Origin of the sequence: Actinoplanes lutulentus (genome assembly GCF_003259845.1) — a bacterium.
Taxonomy (GTDB): Bacteria; Actinomycetota; Actinomycetes; order Mycobacteriales; family Micromonosporaceae; genus Actinoplanes; species Actinoplanes lutulentus.
Genome location: NZ_QLMJ01000007.1, coordinates 92,832 through 115,605, shown reverse-complemented (window position 1 = coordinate 115,605; position 22,774 = coordinate 92,832). Strand labels below are relative to the sequence as shown.

The window sequence follows — 22,774 nt, the reverse complement described above, 5'->3', positions numbered from 1 at the left end:
ACGCGCCGCGGTGTCCCGGAGGAGGCAGACCGCCGGGTTTCTCACCGCACTGATCGGGCTGCCGGTGCTCACCGGCCTGCTCGCCGCGCTGCCCGATCCGTCGCTGGTCACCGACATCCTGCTGTTCCTGGTGGCGGTCGTCGGGGTGGCGCTGATCGGCGGGCTGTGGCCGGCGCTGCTCGCCGCGGTCGGGGGTTCGCTGCTGCTGAACTGGTTCTTCACCCCGCCGTACGGGCACTTCCTGGTGGCACAGCGGGAAAACCTGCTGGCGTTGGTGATCTTCGTGGGCGTGGCCGTCGCGGTGAGCTGGGTGGTCGACACCGCCGCCCGCCGGACCCTGGAGGCCGCGCAGGCGTCCGCCGAGGCGCGGATGCTCGCGACGGTGGCCGGCAGCGTGCTGCACGGCGAGCGGCCGCTCATGGCGTTGCTCGATCGGCTCCGGGAGACGTTCGCGATGGATTCGGTGACGTTGCTGGACGCCGGTGAGGTGGTCGTGTCGGTAGGCGAGCCCGCCGGCCCGGCCGACGTCGAGGTCCGTGCCGACGGCGATGTCGTCGTTCAGTTCCGCGGGCGGGTCCTGGAAGCGTCCGACCGGCGGATCGTCGAGGCGTTCGCGGCCCAGGCGGCGGTGGCTCTGCGTCAGGAACGGCTGGCCGCCGAGGCCGCCACGGCCAAGCCGCTCGCCGAGGCCAACAGGTTGCGGACCGCGTTGCTCGCGGCGGTGAGCCACGATCTGCGTACGCCTCTCGCATCGGCGAAAGCGTCGGTGGCGTCGTTGCGCAGCTCCGACGTGGAGTTCGACGACGAGGACCGGGCCGAGTTGCTCGCCACTGCCGACGAGTCGCTCGACAAACTGGGCCGGCTCGTGGCGAATCTGCTGGACATGAGCCGGTTGCAGGCCGGAGCACTCGGGGTGTCCGCCGTCGAGGTGGGCGCCGAGGACGTCGTACCCCCGGCTCTTGATGATCTCGGCCCGGAGGGCCGGACGGTGACCGTGCGCGTCCCGGATGATCTCCCACCGCTGCGCGTCGATCCTGGCCTGCTGGAACGCGTGCTGGTCAATCTGCTGGCCAACGCGCTGCGTTACAGCCCGGAGGGCAGGCCGCCGATGATCACCGCGAGTGCGCATGGCGAGACCGTGCAGCTGCGGGTGATCGATCATGGGCCGGGCATTCCGGTGGACCGATGGGACGATGTGTTCCTGCCGTTCCAGCGGCTCGGCGACCGGGACAACCACAGCGGTGTGGGGCTCGGCCTGGCGCTGTCCCGGGGCCTCACCGAGGCGATGAGCGGCACACTTACCCCTGAAGAGACCCCGGGAGGCGGCCTTACCATGATCATTTCGCTGCCGGCTTTCTCATGATTCGCATCCTCGTCGTCGACGACGAGCCCCAGATCGTCCGGGCACTGCGGATCAACCTCAAGGCCCGAGGGTACGAGGTTGACACCGCCCGTGATGGCGCGTCAGCACTGCATCTCGCCGCTCATCACCACCCTGACCTGGTTGTTCTCGACCTCGGGCTGCCGGACATGGAGGGCACCGAGGTGATCGGCGGCCTGCGCGGCTGGACCAACGTGCCGATCATCGTGCTCTCCGGGCGGGCCGACAGCACCGACAAGGTAGCGGCGCTCGACGCCGGCGCCGACGACTACGTGACCAAGCCGTTCGGCGTCGATGAGCTGCTCGCCCGGATCCGGGCGGTGACCCGGCGGATCCAGCCGTCGGATTCCTCGCCGATTGTCAAGATCGGTTCCTATACCGTGGATCTCTCCGAGCGTTCGATCAGCCCGGACGTCCGGCTCACGCCGACCGAGTGGCAGCTGCTCGAACACCTGATCCGGCACCCCGGGAAGCTGATCACCCAGCGGGAGCTGCTGCACGACGTGTGGGGGCCGCAGTACCAGACCGAGACGAACTACCTGCGGCAGTACATGGCCCGGTTGCGCCGCAAGCTGGAGGCCGACCCGGCACGGCCGCAGCATTTGATCACGGAGCCCGGGATGGGGTATCGCTTTCGGCCTTAATCCCTGACGTTTCGGGCCGATGGTAGGGAAGGACCTGGCGACTTTCCCTGAGGAGACCCATGCGGTTGTTCGGTTCCCGTCAGGCGGCCCCCGAGGCCGCCCGCCCCGTGCCCCGGGATGTCGAGGCGCTGGAGGAGCTGGTCCTCGCACTGGACAACGCGATCGACGAGAGCACCGCCTGGCGGATCACGGTGGCCAGCACTGTCGAGTCGTATGGCTTCTCCTACGGCGCGGTCTGGGTGCCGGAGGGCGGGCAACTACGCCTGATGCACGAGACCGGCCGGATCGCGCCGCAGCTGCAGAGCGCCGCCGGCGGTGTCACCCCGGGCCGGACCATCCCCGCCGACACCGGGATGGTCGGCAGGGCGTTCCGTACCCGGCAGGCCGTGTACGCCGAGTCGGCCGACGAGTGCGGCGACTGCCGGCGCGGGCAGGCCGCGTTCCAGAACGGCATGGTCGGCGCCGTGGTGGTGCCGGTGGTCAAGGGCGCCGAGGTGCACGCGGTGCTGGAGTACTACTCGCCGTTGCCGCTCTATCTCGACGCGAACCGGCGGGAGAAGTTCACCGCCCTCGCCCGGATCGCCGAACGGGCCAGGGCCAGCGCGGTCGCCGCCGCCGAGCTGCGTCAGGTGGCCGACGACCGTACCGCCGTGACCACCGTGGTCACCAGGCTCGGCACCGCCGCGGACAGCCAGAGCGCGATCCGGACCGCCCTGGACAGCGTGCGCAGCGCGTTCGGCTGGGCGTACGGGTCGTACTGGGAGGTGGACCCGGACGAGAACGTGCTGAAGTTCCAGGTCGAGTCGGGATCGGCCGGCGACGAGTTCCGCCGGGTCACCCTGGCCGCCACGTTCGCCGAGGGTGTCGGGCTCTCCGGCCGCGCCTGGCGGGCCAAGGACCTGGTCTTCGTCCGCGACCTCGCCGAGATCACCGACTGTGTGCGGGCGCCCGCGGCGCAGCGGGCCGGCGTCCGGTCCGGCGTCTGCTTCCCGATCATGAGCGGTGACCGGATCGTCGGCACCATGGACTTCTTCACCACCGAGTACATCGACCTCTCGCCGTCCCGTGCCGCCTCGTTGCGCAACGTGCAGCAGCTCGTCTCGCAGCGACTGGACGTCATGCGTGGCAGCGAACGGGCCGCCCACAACGCCCGCGCCCTGCTCGACACCGTCGAGCGGCTGCGTAGTGCCAGTGGCGACGCCACCTCGGTGGCCGAGCAGGCGGTCGACCGCGCCTCCGCGATGACCGCCGAGGTCGCCGCGCTCGGCCAGGCGTCCGCCGCGATCGGGGACGTCATCAAGATCATTGAGTCGATCGCCGAGCAGACCAACCTGCTGGCACTGAACGCCACCATCGAGGCGGCCCGCGCGGGGGAGAGCGGCAAGGGCTTCGCCGTGGTGGCCGGTGAGGTCAAGGAGCTCGCCCGGGAGACCGCCGAGGCCACCAAGAAGGTCGCCGACCAGATCGCCGGCATCCAGGCCAGCGCCGAGACCGTCGCCGCGGGCATCCACACCACCAGCGAGACCATCGGCAAGATGGACAGTGTGCAGGCCAGCATGAACGAGGTGCTCGCCGAGCAGGCGGAGATGGCTCGGGCGTTGCAGGGCTAACTCGTTCGATTCTCGGGCTGTCACGCGCTGGGCTTTGCGCCAGGATGTGTGTCGTACAGCACACCCGAGGGGAGCGAGCATGAGCGGCGTTCGATTGCTGGTGGGCACCCGTAAAGGTGCTTTTATCCTGACATCTGATCATGAGCGGGAGAAATGGGAGGTGAGCGGGCCGCATTTCCCGGGGTGGGAGATCTACCACGTGAACGGCTCGCCCGCGAACCCCGACCGGCTCTGGGCCTCCGCGTCCGGCGGCTGGTTCGGCCAGGTCATCCACCGGTCCGACGACGGCGGGAAGTCGTGGGACCAGGTCGACCACGACTTCGTCTACCAACCCCCGGTCGGAGATCATCTTTGGTACGACGGGACATCGCGCCCGTGGGAGTTCAAACGGATCTGGCACATCGAGCCGTCCCGGACCGACCCCGACGTCGTTTATGCCGGCGCTGAGGACGCGGCTCTGTACAAGTCGACCGATGGTGGGCAGAAGTGGGTTGAGCTGGCCGGTCTGCGTACCCATGCCTCGGCTCCGAAATGGCAGCCCGGCGCCGGAGGCATGTGCCTGCACACCATCATTCTCGACCCGGTGAACCCGGACCGGATCTTCGTGGCGATCTCGGCGGCCGGCGCGTTCCGCAGCGATGACGGTGGCGTCAGCTGGCTGCCGATCAACAAGGGCCTCGTCTCGGACGGCATCGCCGACCAGGACGCCGAGGTCGGGCATTGTGTGCACCGGCTCGCGCAGCATCCGTCCCGGCCGGACACGCTGTTCATGCAGAAGCACTGGGACGTCATGCGTACCGATGACGCCGGTGCGAACTGGCGTGAGGTCAGCGGGGATCTGCCGACCGACTTCGGATTCCCGATCGCGGTACACGCGCACGAGCCGGAGACGATTTACGTCGTGCCGATCACCAGCGATTCGCTGCATTATGTGATGGACGGCAAGCTGCGGGTCTATCGCAGCCGGACCGGTGGGGATTCGTGGGAGCCGCTGACCAACGGGCTGCCGCAGGAGCACGTTTATGTGAACGTGCTGCGCGACGCCATGGCCGTCGACACGCTCGACGAGTGCGGCATCTACTTCGGAACCAGCGGTGGGCAGGTGTACGGCTCCTCGGACAGCGGGGATTCGTGGCGTGCGCTGGTGCGTGATCTGCCGCCGGTGTTGTCCGTGGAAGTGCAGGTCCTGCCGTGATCCGGGTGATCCTGCCGCCGCATCTGCGGACTCTGGCGAAGGTGGAGCGGGAGGTCTCGGTTTCGGTCTCCTCGCCGGTCACCCAGCGGAGTGTGCTGGACGCGGTGGAGAAGGAATATCCGATGCTGCTCGGGACGATGCGGGATCGGCGTACCGGGAAGAGGCGGCCGTTGGTGCGGTTCTTCGCGTGTGAGGAGGATCTGTCCAATGAGTCGCCGGATGCTGATCTGCCGGAGCGGGTGGTTAAAGGGGAGGAGCCGTTCATGGTGGTGGGGGCTATGGCCGGTGGGTGAGTACTGAGTTTTGAAATGGGATCGGCGGCCGGGGGTTTGGTTCCCCGGCCGCCGATTTTTTTTCGTGCTTATTCGATGGTGATGCCGAGGTCGGCGGGGGTTTCGGTTGCTGCCGGAGTCTCAGTGGCTGGGGCTTCCGTTTCTGCTGGGGTTTCCGTGGCGGCCGGGGTTTCCGTTACTGCTGGAGTGTCGGTGGCGGCCGGGGTTTCAGTAGCCGCCGGGGTTTCCGTTGCCGCCGGAGTCTCTGTTGCCGGCGGGGTGTCGGTTGTTGCCGGGGTTTCCGTAGTCGCCGGGGTTTCGGTTACGGCCGGGGTTTCGGTCGCTGCCGGTGCGGCGGTTTCGGTCGGGGCTGGGGTGTCGGTGGGTTCCGGAGCCGGTGTTTCTGGCGTGCCCGGCACTGGGGCTGGTCCGCCCGGCAGCGGGCCTGGGCCTTGGCCTGGGCCTTGGTCACCCGGTGTTCCTGGTCCGGCAGGGCCGCCCTGCCATGCGGGTGCGCCGCTCTCGTATTCGACGTACAGGACATACAGCTTCCGTGCGCCCGCGAACTGTTGTTCACACTCGTGCTGGTCCCAGAACTCGAGGCGGGAGCCGAGCCTGCTGATCGCCTCGCAGGCCACCTTGGTCTCGTAGTGGCCGGCGACGCTCGGTGGGGCGTCCGGCGGCGGGTTCCCGGGCGATGCCAGGGCGGGACCGGCCCCGAACGTCGCACCCGCCAGGACGCCGAGACCGGCGATGGTCAGACTCCGTGTCGCCTTACTCATGTCGTACCTTTCCCGTTTCGTTGGTCATGACCCGGACAGCTGAGCACGGCTAATCCGAGCCTTTCTCGCGTACCCAAGGGGTTGGCCTTGAAGGGCCAAGGCGGGTGACCGCTTACGATCTGAAGATGGTCAGACGGACCGGGGAAGCAACCCGCGAGGAGATCCGAACGGCGGCGACCCGCCTGTTCCGGGAACGTGGTTTCGCCCGAACCTCGGTGCGCGACATCGCCGCCCTCGCCAGCAGCAACCCAGCCTTGGTGATCCGGCACTTCGGTACGAAGGAACTGCTGTTCCTGGAGACCATGCACCTGACGATCGACGACGAGCCACTGCTGAACGTGCCGCCCGAACAGCTGGGCGAACGCTTCATCGAACGCCTGCTGGCCGACGACGACATCCGCGGCGTGTACTTGGCGCTGGTCCGAGGCAGCAACGAGGCCCAGATCAAGTCCCGCCTGCAGGACATCCACGAGAAGACGTTCGTGGGCCCACTGCGATCCCGGCTGGTCGGCCCGGACGCCGACATCCGTGCCCGTTTGGCCGCGGCGGTGATCGGCGGGTTGCTGTACGCGCTCTGGGTGGTGGGTGATGAGGTGCTGGTGGCGGCGGACCCTCGTGAGCTGGTGGTTCGTTACGGGGCACTGCTCCAGCAGATCCTGACGCCATCGGCCTGAGCGGGCTCGCCGGTCCGAGTTATAGGGGTTTGCGGCGGTGTCCGGCCGGAGTTTGTCCGGTGGTGCTCAGCTGGAGTCTGCTCGGTGATGCTCAGCCGGAGTCTGTTCGGCGGCGTTCAGCCGGGGGTCTGTCCGGCGGCGTTCGGCCGACGTCTGCTCGGTGGTGCTTCCGGGGTCGGTGGCCCGGGTATGCCTGACGACCGTAAGCACGAGCCGGTCGGACTCCGGCTTGTGCTTGTGGTCGTGTCAGCGGCTTGTAGACGACCGTGAGCGCGAGCCGGTCAGGGCCGGCTTGTGCTTGTGGTCGTGAAAGTGGCCTGCGGGCGACCGTGAGCGCGAGCCGGTTGGGGCCGGCTTGTGCTTGTGGTCGTGTCAGCGGCCTGTGGACGACCCGGAGCGCTGGCCGGGGCGCGGCCGGCTCGCGCTCGGGGTCGTGCCGGCGGGTTTGTGGGTGACCGCGGGCGTGGTTGGTGCTCGGGAGGGGCGGTGAACGCACGCGATCGGCGGTGAGCGCACGCGATCACGAACTGCGTGCGCTGGCTGCCCCCATGACGGCAGCCAGCGCACGCGGAGGTTCAACGTGTGCGCTGGCCGCCCTTCCCGGCGGCCTTCGGCGGGGTTTCGGCGCGGGAAGGGTGGCTGGGGTCGCACATAACCGCAACGTGTGCCCACATCCCTGCCCTGGCCGTGATGAGGTCGCACGGAGGGACATTGTGCGACCTGGTCCATGCCGGTTCGGGCGATCGTGTGGTTCTGTCCACGTGTCTCGGGCCCACCGTGTGCCCTCGATTCCGCCCTCATGTGGCCGGCGTTGATCACTGAGGCGCCTACCGGTACCGCCGCTCGCCAGACAACGCGACCCGGATGACTTGCAGCCGGTGCGGAGGGTGCTTGCGGCTTCGCGTGTCGACTTCGGGTCCGGATTACACCTGAAGTCGACACACACGGATGGCTTCCGCGTTGTGTGTGGGTTTGAGGTGCGAATCGCACCCGAAATCGACACGCGGATGGTCCAGCGAGAACGGGGGCACACCGTGGGCTCTCGTCAAGCCTTGATGGGAGCGCACGGTGTGCCCCTGTCGGGGCTGCCGCTTGGGGCTGGCTGGAGGCAGTGGGGGCTGTTGCTTGGCTGGGTAGCCCCCGTCGGGCTTGTTACTGGACTGACCAGCCTCCGTCGGAGGGGAGGATTACGCCGTTCAGGTTTACTCCGTCGTCGCTCAGCAGGAACGTGATCGAGGCGGCCAGGTGCTCGGCCAGCGCGACCGGGGGGATGGTGCGCAGGTGCGGGCCGGTGCGGGCCAGGCCGTACTCGGACTGGTTGCGCGGGACCATGCCGGTTGCCACGCCGCCCGGGGCTACCGCGTTGACGCGGATGCCCTCCGGGCCGTACATGAAGGCGGTGTTCTTCGTGATGCCGACGACCGCGTGCTTCGACGCCGTGTAGGCGACGCCGGCCGCGTTGCCGCGCAGGGCCGCTTCGGAGGCCACGTTGACGATCGAGCCGTTCTTCGCCGCCAGCATCGACGGGGCGACGGCGCGGGTCAGTTTGAAGACGCCGTCGACGTTCACGGCGAAGACGCGCTCCCAGACGGCGTCGGCGGTCTCGTGGATCGGGGTGAAGTCGTCGACCACGCCGGCCACGTTGGCGAGGCCGTCGATGCGGTCGCCGGCGGCCTCGATGATGCGGGCCACGTCGTCGGCCTTGGTGATGTCGGCGGTCACCGGGATGACCGACGAGCCCAGACCGGCAGCGAGGTCGGTCAGACCCTGGGAGCTGATGTCGACGGCCACGACCCGGCCGCCCTCGCGGACGATGCGGGACGCGGTGGCCCGGCCGATGCCGGAGGCGGCGCCGGTGACGATCACGGTCTTGCCGTCGAAGCGGCCCGGCGTGATCTTCTCGCGCCAGCCGGAACCGCCGTCGTCGGTGGGTGCGACGCCGCCGTTGACCGACAGGACCAGGTGGTCGACGGCCTCCTGCGGGATCTGGCCCTGGCTCATGGCGACCAGCTGCTGCAACGGCAGGCCGCGGGCCGGGGCGAGGCGGGACTCGTCGAAGTCACCGCCCTGGCCGAGAAGCGCCCGGATGGCGGGGCCGCCCTCCGCGTGGTCGAGCCACTCACCCACCGTGCTGGAAGCGCCAAGCGACATCTTCGATTCCTCTCGATACAAGGCTGACCTGCAAAAACGTCGAAGTCAACTTAGTTTACTTCGGTGCTTTCGCCAAGAGAACCCGGGATTCGCCGAGAGGTCCCCGGGATTCGCCAATCACGCCCCGGGAGATCGGTCAGCGGGCGACGATCAAGAAATGCCCGTCCTGAGCCGCCGACAGGTCAATGTCGTCTTCGTCGCGATCCTGCTCGGGATGCTGCTGGCAGCCCTCGACCAGACGATCGTGTCCACCGCGCTGCCGACGATCGTGGCGGACCTCGGCGGTGCCGGGCACATGTCCTGGGTCGTCACGGCGTACCTGCTGGCCGAGACGATCGCGACGGTGCTGGCCGGCAAGTTCGGTGACCTCTTCGGCCGCAAACTGGTCTTCCAGATCAGCGCGGTGATCTTCGTGGCCGGCTCGGCGCTCTGCGGTCTGGTGCAGGACATGCTGATGCTGGTGGGCGCCCGCGCGATCCAGGGCATCGGCGCCGGCGGCCTGATGGTGACCGCGATGGCGCTGATCGCCGACGTCATCCCGCTGCGCGAACGCGGCAAGTATCAGGGCGCGCTCGGCGCGGTCTTCGGCGTCACCACGGTGGTCGGGCCCACCCTGGGCGGGTTGTTCACCGACCATCTGAGCTGGCGCTGGGCGTTCTACATCAACGTGCCGATCGCGATCATCGTGATCGCGATGGCGGCCAAGGCCATCCCGTCGATCAAGGCGGGGGGCAAGCCGGTCATCGATTACGCCGGCATCGGCCTGATCGCGGCCGCAGCGACCACGATGATCCTGGCGCTGGAGTGGGGTGGCAGCGAGTACGCCTGGAGCTCCCCCACGATCATCGGCATGTTCGCCGGCTCGATAGCCCTGTTCGCCGCGTTCGTCGTCGTCGAGATGCGGGCGAGGGAGCCGATGCTGCCGATGCGGCTGTTCCGCAACTCGGTCTTCTCGGTCTGCTCGACGCTCAGCTTCATCGTCGGGTTCGCGATGCTCGGGGCGATGACGTTCCTGCCCACCTATCTGCAGTACGTCGACGGGGTGACGGCCACCGGATCCGGCGTACGGACGCTGCCGATGGTGGCCGGGCTCTTCATCATGTCGATCCTCTCCGGCAACGTGGTCAGCCGCACCGGCCGGTACAAGATGTTCCCGATCGCCGGCGGCGCCGTGATGACGGTCGGGCTCTACCTCATGTCGACAATGGGTACGACCACCAGCACCTGGCTCGAATCGCTGTACATGTTCATCCTGGGCGCCGGCATCGGCCTGTCCATGCAGGTGCTCACGATCGTCGTGCAGAACACCGTGCCGTACGCCGACCTCGGTACCGCCACCTCGGGTGTGACGTTCTTCCGTACCCTGGGAAGTTCGTTCGGAACGGCGATCTTCGGCACTCTGTACTCCAGCCATCTGGAGGGTGATCTGACCGGCGCGATCACCACGACCGGGGTCTCGCCGGCCGTGGCGCAGAGCCCGACCGCGCTCAACGCGCTCGACGAGGCTCTGTCCGGGCCGATCATCGCGGCGTACGCGGACGCGATCAACTACGTCTTCCGCTGGGTGGTCCCGGTCGCCGTGCTCGGGTTCCTGGTGGCCTGGCTGCTCAAGGAACTACCGCTGCGGGACAGCGCGCGGGCCGCCGCGACCGACGTCGGCGAGGGACTGGGAGCACCCGCGACGGACGACCGGGTCGGCCAGCTGGAGCGACAGATCAGCGACACCATGAGCAAGGCGCGCGGCGACCGTTCGATCATGGACCAGGTCCTGGCCGACTCCGGCGCCGACGTCAACCCGTCACAGGCGTGGGCGATCGGACAGACGCATCTGCACGTGAGCGCGAAGGGCCGTGCCGAGCTGCCGGCCATCGCCCGCCAGCACCGGATGCCCCCTGAAGTGCTGGAACCCACTTTCGAGGATCTCCAGCAGGCCGGATATGCCCGGGTCGAGGGTGATCAGGTGGAGCTGACCGAAGCCGGTCAGGAGCAGTTCGAGCGGGTACGCGCAGCGTGGCGCCAGTGGCTCGACGCGAATCTGGACGACATCGCGCGTACCGATCCGGACGACCAGGTGTTGATCGACCAGGCGTTGAACAACATCGCCACCCGGCTGGTCGACGAGCACCGACCCGCTTGATCTAGGCCTTCGCAGGCTACTGTCCACCAATGGGATTGCTGGACAGGTTCGTCGGCTCACCGCAGCGCCGGTTCGCCCAGCTGGCCCTCCGGGTGGCCCGGGGGACTCCTGGGGTGGAGCGCGCGACGTACCGCGCGGACGAGTTCGCGATCGCGATCCATCGCACCGGCGGATCCGGTCCGGCCCACCTCTATCTCTCGAATGTCTTCCGCGAGACCGCGGAAGCCACCCCGGCGGAACGCCGGGAGCGCCTGGAGCGTCTGGTCAAGCTCATGGCCGCGCCGCCGGCCGACGACACCTGGGAGACGGTACGCGCGAAGCTCCGCCCCGTGGTCCGCCCGGTCACGTTCGGCGCAGCCGGCCCGGTGGGGATGCGGCCGCCGCTGTCCCGGATGGCGATGCCGTTCCTGCGCGAGCTCGTGGTGATCGACGCGCCGGACGCGATGGCGTACGTGATCCCGGACCGGCTCGACGAGTGGGGTGTCACGGCCGGTGACGTCTTCGAGGCGGCCCGGGAGAACCTGGCCGAGCTGGCCCGCCGCTCGCTGGCCCGTCCGTGGCCGGCCGGCCCGAGTCTGATCCGGATGCTCGACGACGGCGATGGGTACTTCACGTCGCTGCTGCTCCAGCCCGGCTGGCTGGCCGACGTCGGCGAGCGGATGGGCACACCGGTCCTGGCGTTCGCCCCGGACAACAACACGCTGCTGGTCAGCCCGCTGCCGGAGAACGAGGCGGACCAGCTCTACGCCCTCGTCGAGCGTGGTTTCCAGGAGGCGGTGCGTTATCTGACGCCGGTCGGGTACGTCTCCGGGCCCGGTGGGGTGTCCGTTCCGTACACGCCGCCGGCCGGACATGTGCACTATCTGCCTGCCCGCCGGGCCGAAGCGGTGCTGGCGCTCACCGAATATTCGAACCAGACCGACTGGCTCGCCGAGCAGTACGAGAAAGCCGGCGTCGACGTGCACGTGGGCCGGCTCATCGCGGTCGAGCCGCCCGACGGCGGACCGGCCGAGACGATCGCGACCTGGGTCGAGGGTGTCAGTACGCTGCTGCCCAGGGCCGATTCGGTGGCGTTTGCCCGGCCGGAGTCCGGCGTCGAGTTCCGGGTGCCGTGGCACCTGGTCGAGGAGCAGGCCGGCCTGAGCCCGGAACCGCTGCTGGCACCCTCGCGGTACCGGGTCGAGGACTGGCCCTCGGCGCACGTGCTGAGCAGCTTGAAAGCCGACGAACTCTAAGAGTGCCCGCTACGGTTTGCCGGTCGCCACGGACCGGGGCCAGACTGGGGCCATGAGGCAAGAGGATGAGGACGCCCGGCTCCACGTGGGCCCTCCGGCCGACCGTGCGGCCGGCCTCAAGGCGGTCCGGCTGAGCTTGACGAATGCCGTACAGGAAATGGGTCTGCGCAAGACGGTGCGCAACCTGCGCACGCTGAATCAGCACGACGGTTTTGACTGTATGAGCTGTGCCTGGCCGGACCCGCAGGGTCATCGGCACGCCGCCGAGTTCTGTGAGAACGGGGCGAAGGCGGTCTCCTGGGAGGGCACCCGCGACACGGCCGGGCCGGAGTTCTTCGCGGCGCACCCGATCGCTGACCTGGCCGGGCGCACCGACCACTGGCTGGAGAAACAGGGCCGCCTCACCCACCCGATGGTCCGGCGCGACGGCGGCACACACTACGAGCCGATCTCCTGGAGCGACGCCTTCGAGCTGATCGGCGCTCATCTGAACGCGCTCGGCAGCCCGGACGAGGCCGCCTTCTACACCTCCGGCCGGGCCAGCAACGAGGCCGCGTTCGCCTACCAGCTGTTCTCCCGCGCCTTCGGGACGAACAACCTGCCGGACTGCTCGAACATGTGCCACGAGTCGACCGGTTCCGCGCTGATGCGCACGATCGGTGTCGGCAAGGGTTCGGTGACCCTGGAAGATCTGCACCAGGCCGACCTGATCGTGGTCTCCGGGCAGAACCCGGGCACCAACCACCCGCGGATGCTCACCGCCCTGGAGATCGCGAAGCGCGACGGCGCGAAGATCCTGGCGATCAACCCGCTGCCCGAGGCCGGCCTGCTGCGGTTCGACAACCCGCAGAAACCGCGTGGCCTGGCCGGGCAGGGCACCGCCCTCGCCGACAAGTTCCTGAAGATCCGGTCGAACGGCGACCTGGCGCTCTGGCAGGCGATCGGCCACCTGCTGTTGAAAAAGAATGTCGCGGACACCGACTTCATCGAGAGTTCCACTGTCGGCTTCGAGGCGTGGGCGGCGCACCTGAAAGACGTCGATCAGGAGAAGATCGAAGCAGCCACCGGGCTGACCTGGGCCGAGATCGAAGAGGCCGCCGACATGCTGGCGGGCGCGAAACGGATCGTGCACTGCTGGGCCATGGGCATCACCCAGCACCGCAACGCCGTCGCCACGATCAGGGAGTTCGTCAACGTCGCGCTGCTCCAGGGCATGATCGGCAAGCCGGGCGCCGGCCTCTGCCCGGTGCGCGGGCACTCCAACGTGCAGGGCGACCGGAGCATGGGCATCTGGGAGCGGCCGCCGGCGGCGTTCCTCGACCGGATCCGGGACGAGTTCGGCTTCGAGCCGCCCCGCGAGCACGGCCACGACGCGGTCGACACGGTGAAGGCGTTCCGCGACGGCCGGGCGAAGGTCTTCGTGGCCCTCGGCGGCAACTTCGTCGGCGCGATGTCGGACACCGACGTGACCTCGGCGGCCATGCGTAACGCCACGCTGACCGTGCAGATCTCCACGAAGCTGAACCGCAGCCATGTCGAGGCGGGGCATACCGCGCTGATTCTGCCGACTTTGGGGCGTACCGAAAAAGACCTGACCGGCGGCCGTGAGCAGCGCATCACCGTGGAGGACTCGATGTCCGCGGTGCACGCGTCGCGGGGGCGTTCGGAGCCGGCCGGGCCGTTGCTGCGGTCGGAGGTCGACATCATCTGCCGGATGGCGGCGGCCACGCTGGGGGAGCGGCACGCGATCCCGTGGGGCGACTTCGCCGACGACTACGAGCAGATCCGGGAGCGGATCGGCCGGGTGGTTCCGGGCTGTGACGACTACGCGGCGAAGATCCGCAACGGCGGCTTCACGATGCCGCATCCGCCGCGCGACGCCCGGAAGTTCCCGACTCCGGAGGGCAAGGCGGTCTTCACCGTCAGCCCGCTGGAGGTGATGACGGTTCCGCCGGGCCGGCTGGTGCTGCAGACGCTGCGCAGCCACGACCAGTTCAACACCACCATTTATGGGCTGGACGACCGTTATAGAGGGATTTATGCGGGCCGCCGAGTTGTCTTCATCAGCCGGGCAGACCTGGATGAGCTGGGATTCGAAAACGGGCAGATAGTCGATCTTGTGTCGGAATTCTCCGATGCCATCGAGCGCCGCGCCAACCACTTCCGGCTCGTCGAGTACGACACCCCGAAAGGCTGTGTCGCCGCCTACTACCCCGAGACGAACCCTCTGGTTCCGCTGGAGTCGCAGGCCGAGGAGAGCGGAACGCCCACGTCAAAGTGGGTCATCATCCGACTTATTCCTATGGATTCGGTCTGATATGTGGGATCAGTATGTAATGCCGGTCACTTAACCCTGGTAAGCGGTCGCCCGGGTGAATAGGTTCCTGCGGTATCCACCGCACGGAGAGATCCCCCATGAACATTCCGCTCACCCGGCGCCGCGCCCTGGCCGCCTTTGCCGCCGCTTCCGTCACCCTCGCCGCCGCAGCGTGCTCGTCCTCCGACGAGAAGACCACGACCGCGGATGGCAAGACCCTCACCAAGATCCAGGTCGCGCTGGACTGGACCCCGAACACCAACCACACCGGTCTCTACGTCGCGGCCGCCAAGGGTTACTTCGCGAACCACGGCCTCGACGTCGAGATCGTCCAGCCGGGTGACGCCGACCCGTCCGCCCTGGTCGCCGCCGACAAGATCCCGTTCGCGATCAGCGCGCAGGAGTCGCTGACCCAGGCCCGGGCCGAGGGTGCGCCGCTCGTCTCGATCGCCGCGATCATCCAGCACAACACGTCCGGTTTCGCGTCCCCGAAGGACCGCAACCTGACCAGCCCGAAGCAGTACGCCGGTAAGACGTACGGCGGCTGGGGTGGCCCTCTTGAGGAGCCGCTGCTCAAGGCCGTGGTCAGCAAGGACGGCGGTGACGCCTCGAAGATCAAGACGGTGAACGTCGGTGACGCCGACTTCTTCGCGGCCACCAAGAAGGGCATCGACTTCGAGTGGATCTTCTACGGCTGGACCGGCATCGAGGCCGAGCTGCGGGGTGAGCCGGTCAACATCCAGTACGTCAAGGACTACGACCCGGCGCTCGACTTCTACACGCCGATCCTGATCACCAACGAGAAGCAGATCGCGAACAACTCCGCTGTCGTCAAGGAGTTCACCGCGGCCGTCTCCGAGGGTTACGGATACGCCGCCAAGAACGCGTCGGAGTCCGCGGACATCCTGCTCAAGGCGGCTCCCGACCTGGACGCCGAGCTCGTCAAGAAGAGCCAGGAGTGGCTGAGCCCGCGGTACCAGGACGACGCCGCCCGCTGGGGCGAGCAGAAGCCGGAGATCTGGACGAACTTCTCCGCGTGGCTGCTCGACCAGAAGGTCCTCAGTAAAGAGGTCGACGCGTCGAAGGCCTACACGAACGACTTCCTGCCGGCCGCGTGACAAGCGTCAAAAGGGCTCTTCCCCCGGCGATCACGGTTCTGCTGCTGATCGCCGGGTGGCAGCTCTACACCACTCTCTCCGGTATCGACACGTGGCTGCTGCCGAGCCCCTCCGATATCTTGACGGCCGCTGCCGACCAGCGCGAGGCGCTTGCCAGGCACACCCTCGCCACGGCCGAGCTCACGCTGTACGGCTTCGGCGCGGGCGTGGCCACCGGCCTCTTCGTCGCCGTCGTGCTGCATCTGCTCCCCGGCGTACGGGTGGCGATCTATCCGCTGCTGGTGATCAGCCAGAACGTGCCGACGATCGCGATCGCCCCGCTGCTGGTTGTCTGGCTCGGCTTCGGCATCGCGCCGAAGCTCGTGGTGATCATCCTGGTCTGCTTCTTCCCGGTCGCGGTCGCCACGCTCGACGGGCTCGGCCGCAGTGACGCGCTGATCGCCGACTACATGCTGATGAGCGGCGCGAACCGGCGGCAGCTCTTCACGAAGCTGCAGTGGCCGCACGCGCTGCCGACGATGTTCTCCGGACTGAAGATCGCCGCCACGTACAGCGTGCTCGGCGCGATCATCGCGGAGTGGCTCGGCAGCGACAAGGGCATCGGGCAGTACATGATCATCCAGAAGTCGGCGTTCCGTGCCGACCGGCTGTTCGTGGCGATCGCCATCGTGGTGATTCTGGCGCTGGTCGTTTTCGGTTTGGTCGTATTGCTGGAGAAGCTGACTGTGAAGGGGCGCCGCCGTGACTGAAGCACTGAAGGTCACCGGTCTCAGCCACAGCTTCGGAGACCTCGAAGTCCTGAAAGATCTAGATATAACGGTTCAAAAGGGCGAGTTCGTTTCGATCGTCGGCCCCTCCGGTTCCGGCAAGAGCACCCTTTTCCACCTGGTCGGCGGCGTGCATACCCCGACCGCGGGCGCCATCGAGATCAACGGGCAGAAGGCGAAGCGCGGCCTGATCGGCTATATGCCGCAGCAGCCGGCCCTGATGCCGTGGCGCACCATCGAGAAGAACGTCGTGCTAGCTCAGGAGATAAAGGGAAAGGCGGACATCGCCGCCGCCCGTGAGTGGCTGAGCAAAGTCGGACTCGACGGCTTCGCCGACAAATACCCCCACCAACTCTCCGGCGGCATGCAGCAACGCGTCGCCTTCCTCCGCGCGCTCCTCTCCGACCAGGAACTCCTCTGCCTGGACGAGCCGTTCAGCGCACTCGACGCGATGACCCGCCTGGAGATGCACCGCTGGCTCCTGGACATCTGGGAAGCGAACCGCCGAGCGGTCCTCTTCGTTACCCACAACATTGAAGAGGCACTGCTGCTCTCCGACACCGTCTACGTCTTCTCCAGCCGCCCGGCCACGGTGATCGAAAAAGTCACCGTCCCGTTCGGCCGTCCCCGCCGCGACGACGTCGTCGACGACCCCGATTTCGTCAAACTGCGCCGCCGCCTCACCGATCTGCTGACAGGTAGCCCCCGATGACCCTCACCCACGTGCGCGTGATGCTCGAGTACTTCCACCCGTGGACCAACGCGGCCGGCCTCTACGTCGCGAGCCGCGAAGGCTGGTACCGCGACGCCGGTCTCGACGTCGAGCTGACCGTTTTCGATCCGCAGCGCGGCGACACCCTGGAACACCTGGCCCGCGGCGAGGTCCACCTGGGCGTCTTCCCGACGAACCGGCTGCTGGTCCGCAGCGCCGCCGGCCAGCCGCTACACGCGGTCGCGTCGATCAACCACCGGGGTATGGAGACCATCCAGACCGTCGTCGGCCGTGGCATCACCCGGCCGCGTGACCTGGAGGGCAAGCGCCTCGCGCTGAATCCGACCCCGCGCGGCCTGGCGATGGTCCGGCACCTGGTAGCGGCCGACGGTGGCGACCCGGACGCGGTCATCCTGGTCGACAGTGGTTACCGCGAACTCAGCGCCGACGACATCGCGGCCGGCGAAGTAGACGCCACGTTCGGCGGATACTGGGCCTGGGACGCACTCTTCGCCCAGATCCCGGGTCCGGAAAGGATCACCTGGCCGGTCGACGAGATCGGCGCCCCGCCGTACCACAGCTACCTGCTCGGCACCGGCCCCGCGGCGTTGGCCCCCGAGGACCTGTCCGCCTTCCTGTCCGCGACCGAACGCGGTTACCGCGCCGCCACCGAGCAGCCCGGCCTCGCCCTGGAGATCCTGGACCGGGTCATCCCGTATTTCCCCCGGTCGATCCTGTCCCGCTCCCTGGAACTGATCGCGCCCACCTGGTGGCACGGCGACCGCTGGGGCGAGATCCGCCCCGACCTGATGGACCCCTACACCGACTGGCTCGCCGCCAACGCCATCCTCCCTGCCACCTTCGACTGGCGTCAGGCCGTCACGCCCGACTGGCGCGCGGAGGTCGCGACCCCCGCGGGGGTCCAGGCGGTGCGGCGATGACCAGCTTTCTGCTGGGTCCCGCTGCTTTATCAGTACGCGCGACGCAAGGCCCCGTGGTCGTCCTGGACGCGACGGTAGAGCTCGCAAAGGCATTGCGGGACGGCGACCACAGAGCGGTCTCCGGGCTGGAGGGCTGGGCGAAATCCCACATCCCCGGCTCCCGCCACGCCGACCTGCTCCACGACCTGAGCGACCAGAACTCCGGCCTGCACTTCACCCACCCGTCCGCCCCGGAACTGGCAGCAAGGCTGGCGGCACTGGGCGTCCGCCCCGGCGTACCGGTGATCACCTACGACCGGGGCGACGGCATCTGGGCATCCCGCCTGTGGTGGCTGCTGGACTGGCTGGGCCTGGAGGCCTACGTCCTGGATGGCGGCCTGAAAGCCTGGCAGGACGCCGGCCTCCCGGTGACCTCCTCCGAGGAAGACATCGACGTTCTTCCCGCGCCCGAGATCGACACGCGGGACGTTGCCCCGCGGTGGGTGGGGCGGGCGGAGATCGAGGAGTGGCTTGCCGGGCGGGTCGAGGCGAGCGTCGTCTGCGCGCTCAACCCGGAGGCGTACGCCGGTGAGGTTCCGACCCGGTACTCGCGACGCGGCCACATCCCCGGCACCGCGAACCTGCCGGCCCGCTCGCTGATCGGCGCGGACGGCAGATTCCGGCCCGAACCCGAACTTCGCCAGGTCCTCGGCGACCTCCTCGCCGACCCGGCGCCGATCTGGCTGTACTGCGGCGGCGGCATCTCCGCGACCACGCTCGGCCTGGCGCTGCGCGAACTCGGCCGCGACGACGTGGCGCTCTACGACGGTTCCCTCGAAGAGTGGTCCGCCGACCCGAGCCTGCCCATCGACCTGGGCCGGTCGGTCCCGGACGCTGTGGTGATTCCGGCTGAGGTCCGGGAGTTGATCGAGCGGCCCGAGTTCGCGGTGCTCTCGACCACGGAGCCGGACGGGCAAGCGCAGCTTTCCGTCATGTGGGCCGCCCTGGACGGGAACGATCTGGTGATGACCACCAAGGCGGGACGGCGCAAGGTCCGCAACATCGAACGGGACCCCCGGGTCACCGTGCTGATCCACGACCGGCAGCGTCCCACCAGGTACGCCGAGATCCGTGGCGTCGCCCGGATCACCGCCGGCGACCCGGACGGCCTGGTGCACCGGCTGGCCCGCCGGTATACCGGCGTCGATCACGTGATCCCCGACCCGGCCGAGGAAGCCGGCCGCGTGGTTCTGCGGATCACGCCGGAGAAGGTGCTGTTCCGGTCGTGACGACACCACTGGACGCCGCGGTCACCCGGGTTCTGGACTGGGCCGCCACGCAGCAGCCCTCCGCCGGGAAGCGGAAGGTTCTCGCTGTCGAAGGGCGCTCCGGCTCGGGCAAGACCACGCTGGCCCGGGCAGTCGGCGAACGCCTCGGCGCGCCGCTGATCCATATGGACGATCTCTACGCCGGGTGGGACGGGCTCGAACGTGGGGTGACCGCGCTGCGGGACTGGGTTCTGGAACCGCTCGCCGAAGGGCGGCCCGCTGTCTGGCAACGCTGGGACTGGGCGGCCGGCGAGTACACCGGGCACCATCCGGTTCCGGACGCCGACTGGCTCGTCGTCGAAGGCGTGGGGGCCGGCGGGCGGCTGCTTCGTGCGTACACATGCGGGGTTGTCTGGTTGGAGAGCCCCACCGCGGTGCGCAAGCAGCGCGCCCTGGCCAGGGATGGTCAGACCTATGCGCCGCACTGGTCCCGGTGGGCGCGGCACGAGGACGCGTTCTACGCGACCGAGCAGGTTCGCCAGAGCGCTGACCTGCTGATTCTCACTGAGGAGTAACCCATGCGCATCCGCCTGAACGGCCTTCGGCAATCCACCGTCGGGCACACCGCGATCGGGCTGTGGCGGCATCCGGACAGTCAGGCTCATCGATACCGCGATTTGTCCTACTGGGTGGAGACCGCGCAGATCCTGGAGCGTGGCAAGTTCGACGCGCTGTTCGTGGCGGACGCGCTCGGGCCGCTCGATGTCTATCAGGGCAGCGTCGACGCTGCGCTCCGCGACGGCATCCAGACACCGACCGATGATCCGTTGCTGCCGATCAGCGCGATGGCCGCGGCGACCCGCAACCTGGGCTTCTCGGTCACGGTCTCGTCAACGTACGAGCTTCCGTACGCGTTCGCCCGCAAGATGACAACGCTCGATCACCTGACCGGCGGCCGGATCGGGTGGAACATCGTGACGTCGGCGCTCGACAGCGCGGCCCGCAATCTCGGCCTGACGCGGCAGATGGCGCACGACGACCGGTACGCGATGGCCGAGGAGTTCATGGAGGTCGTCTACAAGCTGTGGGAGGGCAGCTGGGCGGACGACGCGGTGGTGCGCTCCGCTTCCCGGGGTGTCTTTGTGGAACCCTCGCGAGTCCGTCCTATCGCTCATTCCGGAACTTATTACGATGTTCCGGGTATCGCGCTGTCGGAGCCGGGTGTGCTGCGGACGCCGGTGCTCTATCAGGCCGGAACGTCCCGGGTGGGTCGCGCGTTCGCCGGCCGGCATGCCGAAGGTGTCTTCCTCTCCGCCTATCTGCCGTCGATGGCACGCACCCTGGTCGACGGGGTCCGGGCCGAAGCCGTGGCGGCCGGGCGTGACCCGTCGTCGGTGAAGTTCTTCGCCATCGCCACCGTGATCGTGGGCGAGACCGACGCCGAGGCGCAGGCGAAGCTGGCCGACTATCAGCGGTACGCGAGCGTCGAGGGCGCGCTGGCCCGGTGGAGCGCGCTCATGCACATCGACCTGTCTGCTTTGGATCTGGACAAGCCACTGGAGTACGTCGACACCGACGGGATCCGGGGCATGGTCGAGCTGTTCACCACGCTTGACCCGTCGCGGACGTGGACGCCGCGCGCGATCGCCGAGTTCGTCGGTGTCGGAGGCGGCGGCCCGGTGATCGTCGGGAGCCCGGCCACGGTGGCCGACGAGCTGGAACGCTGGGCCGAGGAGTCGGGTGTGGACGGCTTCAACATCGCCGACCCGGTCCCGCCGGTGACGTTCCGCGACTTCGTGGAGTTGGCCGTGCCGGAGCTGCAGCGGCGGGGTTTGACCCGGACGGAGTATGAGGGCACGACACTGCGCGAGTCGTTCTACGGCGCGGGCGAGACCAGGGTCCGCGACGACCACCCGGCGGCGGCGTACCGCTTCCGCTGACCTGCCCGGCTGTACGGGGTGGTCGCCGTAGCGTGCAGCCGGCAGCCCTGGGCGACAGCCGGGTCAGGTGGGGTGGCAGAGGGCGGGGTTGGCCAGTTCGGCGCAGGGGCGGTTGCCGTGTGCCCGGAGGATGTCGGCGCCGACCTGGTTCGTCAGGTATCGCAGGAAACTCGCCGTCAGGGACTGGGCGGGCGGTTCGCCGTGCGTGTAGCCGTACTCGGTCTCCCAGAACGGATAGGCGCCATGGTCCGCCTCGGTGACCGTCGCGGGGTGGCCGCTGATGCGGACGATCGTCAGATCGTCGCGGCCGCCGGCTGCACCGAGCTCGCTGTACCCCAGCGCGCCCGGGGTGTCGGCGACCGCGCCGAGCACGTCCTCGGTGGAGTCGCGGGCACAGCGGACCACGCCGGCCGGGGTGCCCGGATCACGGTTGCGGCAGTCGTCGGAGTTGCTGCCCGGTTCGCGGACGCCGGCCAGGACCCGGCGCTGGAACGCGTTGCGGGTGCCGGAGCCCGGGTTGCGGCTGATCAGCCGGACCGGCACGTCCGCGCCGCCGACCTGGTTCCAGTTGGTGATCTCGCCGCGATAGAGAGCGCGGACCTGGTCGAGGGTCAGGTCCCGCACGCCGGCGTCCGGGTGGGCGATCAGGGTGAACAGGAAGAACGCGATCGGGCGGGGGAGCAGGGCGGGCATACCGTCCGGCTTCTCGCCGTCGGAGAACGCGATCACGTCGGCGGAGGCGGCCTTGTTCAGGGCGAGCAGGCCCTCGCCGCTGCCGCGCATGTCCAGGTCGAAGGAGGCGCCGGGGCAGGCGTCCCGGTACGCCGACGCGGCCTGCCTGGCGATCGGCTCGAACGCTGTCGACCCGGTGATCCGGATCCGGCCGGTGGCGCAGTCCAGTGGCGCGCCGGTGTCGCTGCGCAGGAAGACCACGAGCTGCGCGACGACCAGCAGGACCAGGAAGCCGACCAGGGCCATCGCGCGTTTCGGGGTGCCGGTGCGGCTCTGTGTCTCCTGGATCCGGCCGCCGCGTACGCCGCCCTTGATCCCGCCGATCACCACCGGCGCCGGGAAGATGCCCGGGTCGCTGCCGTTGCCGCCGGCCCGTTCCAGGGCGGCGAGGACCTTGTAGTGCGCGGCCCGGTTGAGCGGGACCTTGGGCAGCTCGATGACGTCGCCGCGGACCGCGAGGCCGGAGCCGTCCTGGAAGCTGGGCCGCAGGTAGTCGTCGCTGAGCTCGGTGACCACCATGCCGACCACCTGGCGGCCGGGAAAGCGGACCCGGATGCCGACCCGGTCGTCGTCGAGGACCGCGTAGTCCCGGGTGTCGATGTTGGTGGCGCCGTTGTTCTCGATGCGGAGCAGCACCAGGGTGGGATCGTCGATCGGGACGTCGTCACGCTGCAACTCGCGCAGCGCGCCGGCGTGCACGGTCTCGACCACGTCAGTGGCGGTGGTGTCCATCTGGACCCGGTAACCGAGTCGTTTGCGTCCTTTGACGACGAACTCGTAGATCGCGACGATGCCGGGAACCACCACGCCCAGCGTCGCCAGGGCCACACTCCACCAGAACTCGATGCGGTCAACGTAGAACGCCAGAGTGGACGGTCAGGCGAAGCCCCGATGAACAGACACCCCGCTCACGACGGGT

The 22,774-nt window shown here is 68.6% G+C and carries 18 protein-coding genes and 1 pseudogene; 16 read left to right on the top strand and 3 right to left on the bottom strand.

Annotated elements, in window-relative coordinates:
- Window positions 1–4 precede the first annotated feature (4 nt).
- From B0I29_RS17430 to B0I29_RS17410, 5 genes and pseudogenes are all read left to right on the top strand, one after another.
- Window positions 5–1,363: pseudogene (locus B0I29_RS17430) on the top strand (sensor histidine kinase); the annotation flags it as partial.
- Complete coding sequence (locus B0I29_RS17425) at window positions 1,360–2,025, top strand: response regulator (RefSeq protein WP_111650045.1); 666 nt, start codon at window positions 1,360–1,362, stop codon at window positions 2,023–2,025. The pseudogene B0I29_RS17430 and the gene B0I29_RS17425, both read left to right, overlap by 4 nt.
- Window positions 2,026–2,084: 59 nt before the next feature.
- Window positions 2,085–3,635: a methyl-accepting chemotaxis protein gene (locus tag B0I29_RS47440; protein ID WP_111650044.1), complete on the top strand. Its 1,551-nt coding sequence runs from the start codon at window positions 2,085–2,087 to the stop codon at window positions 3,633–3,635.
- A gap of 79 nt (window positions 3,636–3,714) precedes the next feature.
- Window positions 3,715–4,830, top strand: a complete 1,116-nt coding sequence (locus tag B0I29_RS17415) for a WD40/YVTN/BNR-like repeat-containing protein (protein ID WP_111650043.1) — start codon at window positions 3,715–3,717, stop codon at window positions 4,828–4,830.
- Window positions 4,827–5,123, top strand: coding sequence for a ubiquitin family protein (locus tag B0I29_RS17410; RefSeq protein WP_111650042.1), 297 nt, complete (start codon window positions 4,827–4,829; stop codon window positions 5,121–5,123). The genes B0I29_RS17415 and B0I29_RS17410 overlap by 4 nt, the downstream gene beginning before the upstream one ends.
- A gap of 68 nt (window positions 5,124–5,191) precedes the next feature.
- Here the strand turns inward: B0I29_RS17410 and B0I29_RS45755 are convergent, their stop codons facing one another.
- The gene (locus B0I29_RS45755; RefSeq protein WP_181557846.1) at window positions 5,192–5,884 is read right to left on the bottom strand and encodes a hypothetical protein; all 693 of its coding nucleotides are present in this window, start codon (window positions 5,882–5,884) and stop codon (window positions 5,192–5,194) included.
- Window positions 5,885–6,009: 125 nt separating this feature from the next.
- On the opposite strand from B0I29_RS45755, the gene B0I29_RS17405 reads away from it, so the two are divergent.
- On the top strand, window positions 6,010–6,558 hold the full coding sequence (locus tag B0I29_RS17405) for a TetR/AcrR family transcriptional regulator (RefSeq protein ID WP_111650228.1): 549 nt from the start codon (window positions 6,010–6,012) through the stop codon (window positions 6,556–6,558).
- 1,152 nt (window positions 6,559–7,710) lie between these two features.
- Here B0I29_RS17405 and B0I29_RS17400 read toward each other — a convergent pair.
- Window positions 7,711–8,709 (bottom strand): SDR family NAD(P)-dependent oxidoreductase, encoded by a 999-nt coding sequence (locus B0I29_RS17400; RefSeq protein WP_111650041.1) that lies wholly within the window; start codon window positions 8,707–8,709, stop codon window positions 7,711–7,713.
- Between the two features lie 157 nt (window positions 8,710–8,866).
- Between B0I29_RS17400 and B0I29_RS17395 the strand changes: the two genes are divergently transcribed.
- The 10 genes from B0I29_RS17395 to B0I29_RS17350 all read left to right on the top strand — a co-directional run bounded on the left by B0I29_RS17395 (window position 8,867) and on the right by B0I29_RS17350 (window position 21,123).
- A complete protein-coding gene (locus B0I29_RS17395) occupies window positions 8,867–10,846 on the top strand; it encodes an MDR family MFS transporter (RefSeq protein ID WP_111650040.1) in 1,980 nt (659 codons plus the stop codon).
- A gap of 29 nt (window positions 10,847–10,875) precedes the next feature.
- Window positions 10,876–12,081: a DUF1444 domain-containing protein gene (locus B0I29_RS17390; protein WP_111650039.1), complete on the top strand. Its 1,206-nt coding sequence runs from the start codon at window positions 10,876–10,878 to the stop codon at window positions 12,079–12,081.
- Between the two features lie 52 nt (window positions 12,082–12,133).
- Window positions 12,134–14,398: an FdhF/YdeP family oxidoreductase gene (locus tag B0I29_RS17385; protein WP_111650227.1), complete on the top strand. Its 2,265-nt coding sequence runs from the start codon at window positions 12,134–12,136 to the stop codon at window positions 14,396–14,398.
- A 98-nt stretch (window positions 14,399–14,496) separates the two neighbouring features.
- Window positions 14,497–15,516 carry an ABC transporter substrate-binding protein gene (locus tag B0I29_RS17380; RefSeq protein WP_111650038.1) on the top strand — a complete coding sequence of 340 codons (1,020 nt, stop codon included), beginning with the start codon at window positions 14,497–14,499 and terminating at the stop codon, window positions 15,514–15,516.
- Window positions 15,513–16,265 carry an ABC transporter permease gene (locus B0I29_RS17375; RefSeq protein ID WP_111650037.1) on the top strand — a complete coding sequence of 251 codons (753 nt, stop codon included), beginning with the start codon at window positions 15,513–15,515 and terminating at the stop codon, window positions 16,263–16,265. Before B0I29_RS17380 ends, B0I29_RS17375 begins: the two co-directional genes overlap by 4 nt.
- On the top strand, window positions 16,258–16,995 hold the full coding sequence (locus B0I29_RS17370; RefSeq protein WP_111650036.1) for an ABC transporter ATP-binding protein: 738 nt from the start codon (window positions 16,258–16,260) through the stop codon (window positions 16,993–16,995). Before B0I29_RS17375 ends, B0I29_RS17370 begins: the two co-directional genes overlap by 8 nt.
- Window positions 16,992–17,936 (top strand): ABC transporter substrate-binding protein, encoded by a 945-nt coding sequence (locus B0I29_RS17365; protein WP_220091334.1) that lies wholly within the window; start codon window positions 16,992–16,994, stop codon window positions 17,934–17,936. The genes B0I29_RS17370 and B0I29_RS17365 overlap by 4 nt, the downstream gene beginning before the upstream one ends.
- On the top strand, window positions 17,933–19,204 hold the full coding sequence (locus B0I29_RS17360; RefSeq protein WP_111650035.1) for a TIGR03618 family F420-dependent PPOX class oxidoreductase: 1,272 nt from the start codon (window positions 17,933–17,935) through the stop codon (window positions 19,202–19,204). Before B0I29_RS17365 ends, B0I29_RS17360 begins: the two co-directional genes overlap by 4 nt.
- Window positions 19,201–19,758: a nucleoside/nucleotide kinase family protein gene (locus B0I29_RS17355; RefSeq protein ID WP_111650034.1), complete on the top strand. Its 558-nt coding sequence runs from the start codon at window positions 19,201–19,203 to the stop codon at window positions 19,756–19,758. Before B0I29_RS17360 ends, B0I29_RS17355 begins: the two co-directional genes overlap by 4 nt.
- 3 nt (window positions 19,759–19,761) lie before the next feature.
- Entirely contained in the window at window positions 19,762–21,123 is a 1,362-nt protein-coding gene (locus B0I29_RS17350) for an LLM class flavin-dependent oxidoreductase (protein ID WP_111650033.1), read from the top strand.
- A 63-nt stretch (window positions 21,124–21,186) separates the two neighbouring features.
- Here the strand turns inward: B0I29_RS17350 and B0I29_RS17345 are convergent, their stop codons facing one another.
- Window positions 21,187–22,683, bottom strand: coding sequence for a PstS family phosphate ABC transporter substrate-binding protein (locus B0I29_RS17345; protein ID WP_245972582.1), 1,497 nt, complete (start codon window positions 22,681–22,683; stop codon window positions 21,187–21,189).
- Window positions 22,684–22,774 lie beyond the last annotated feature (91 nt).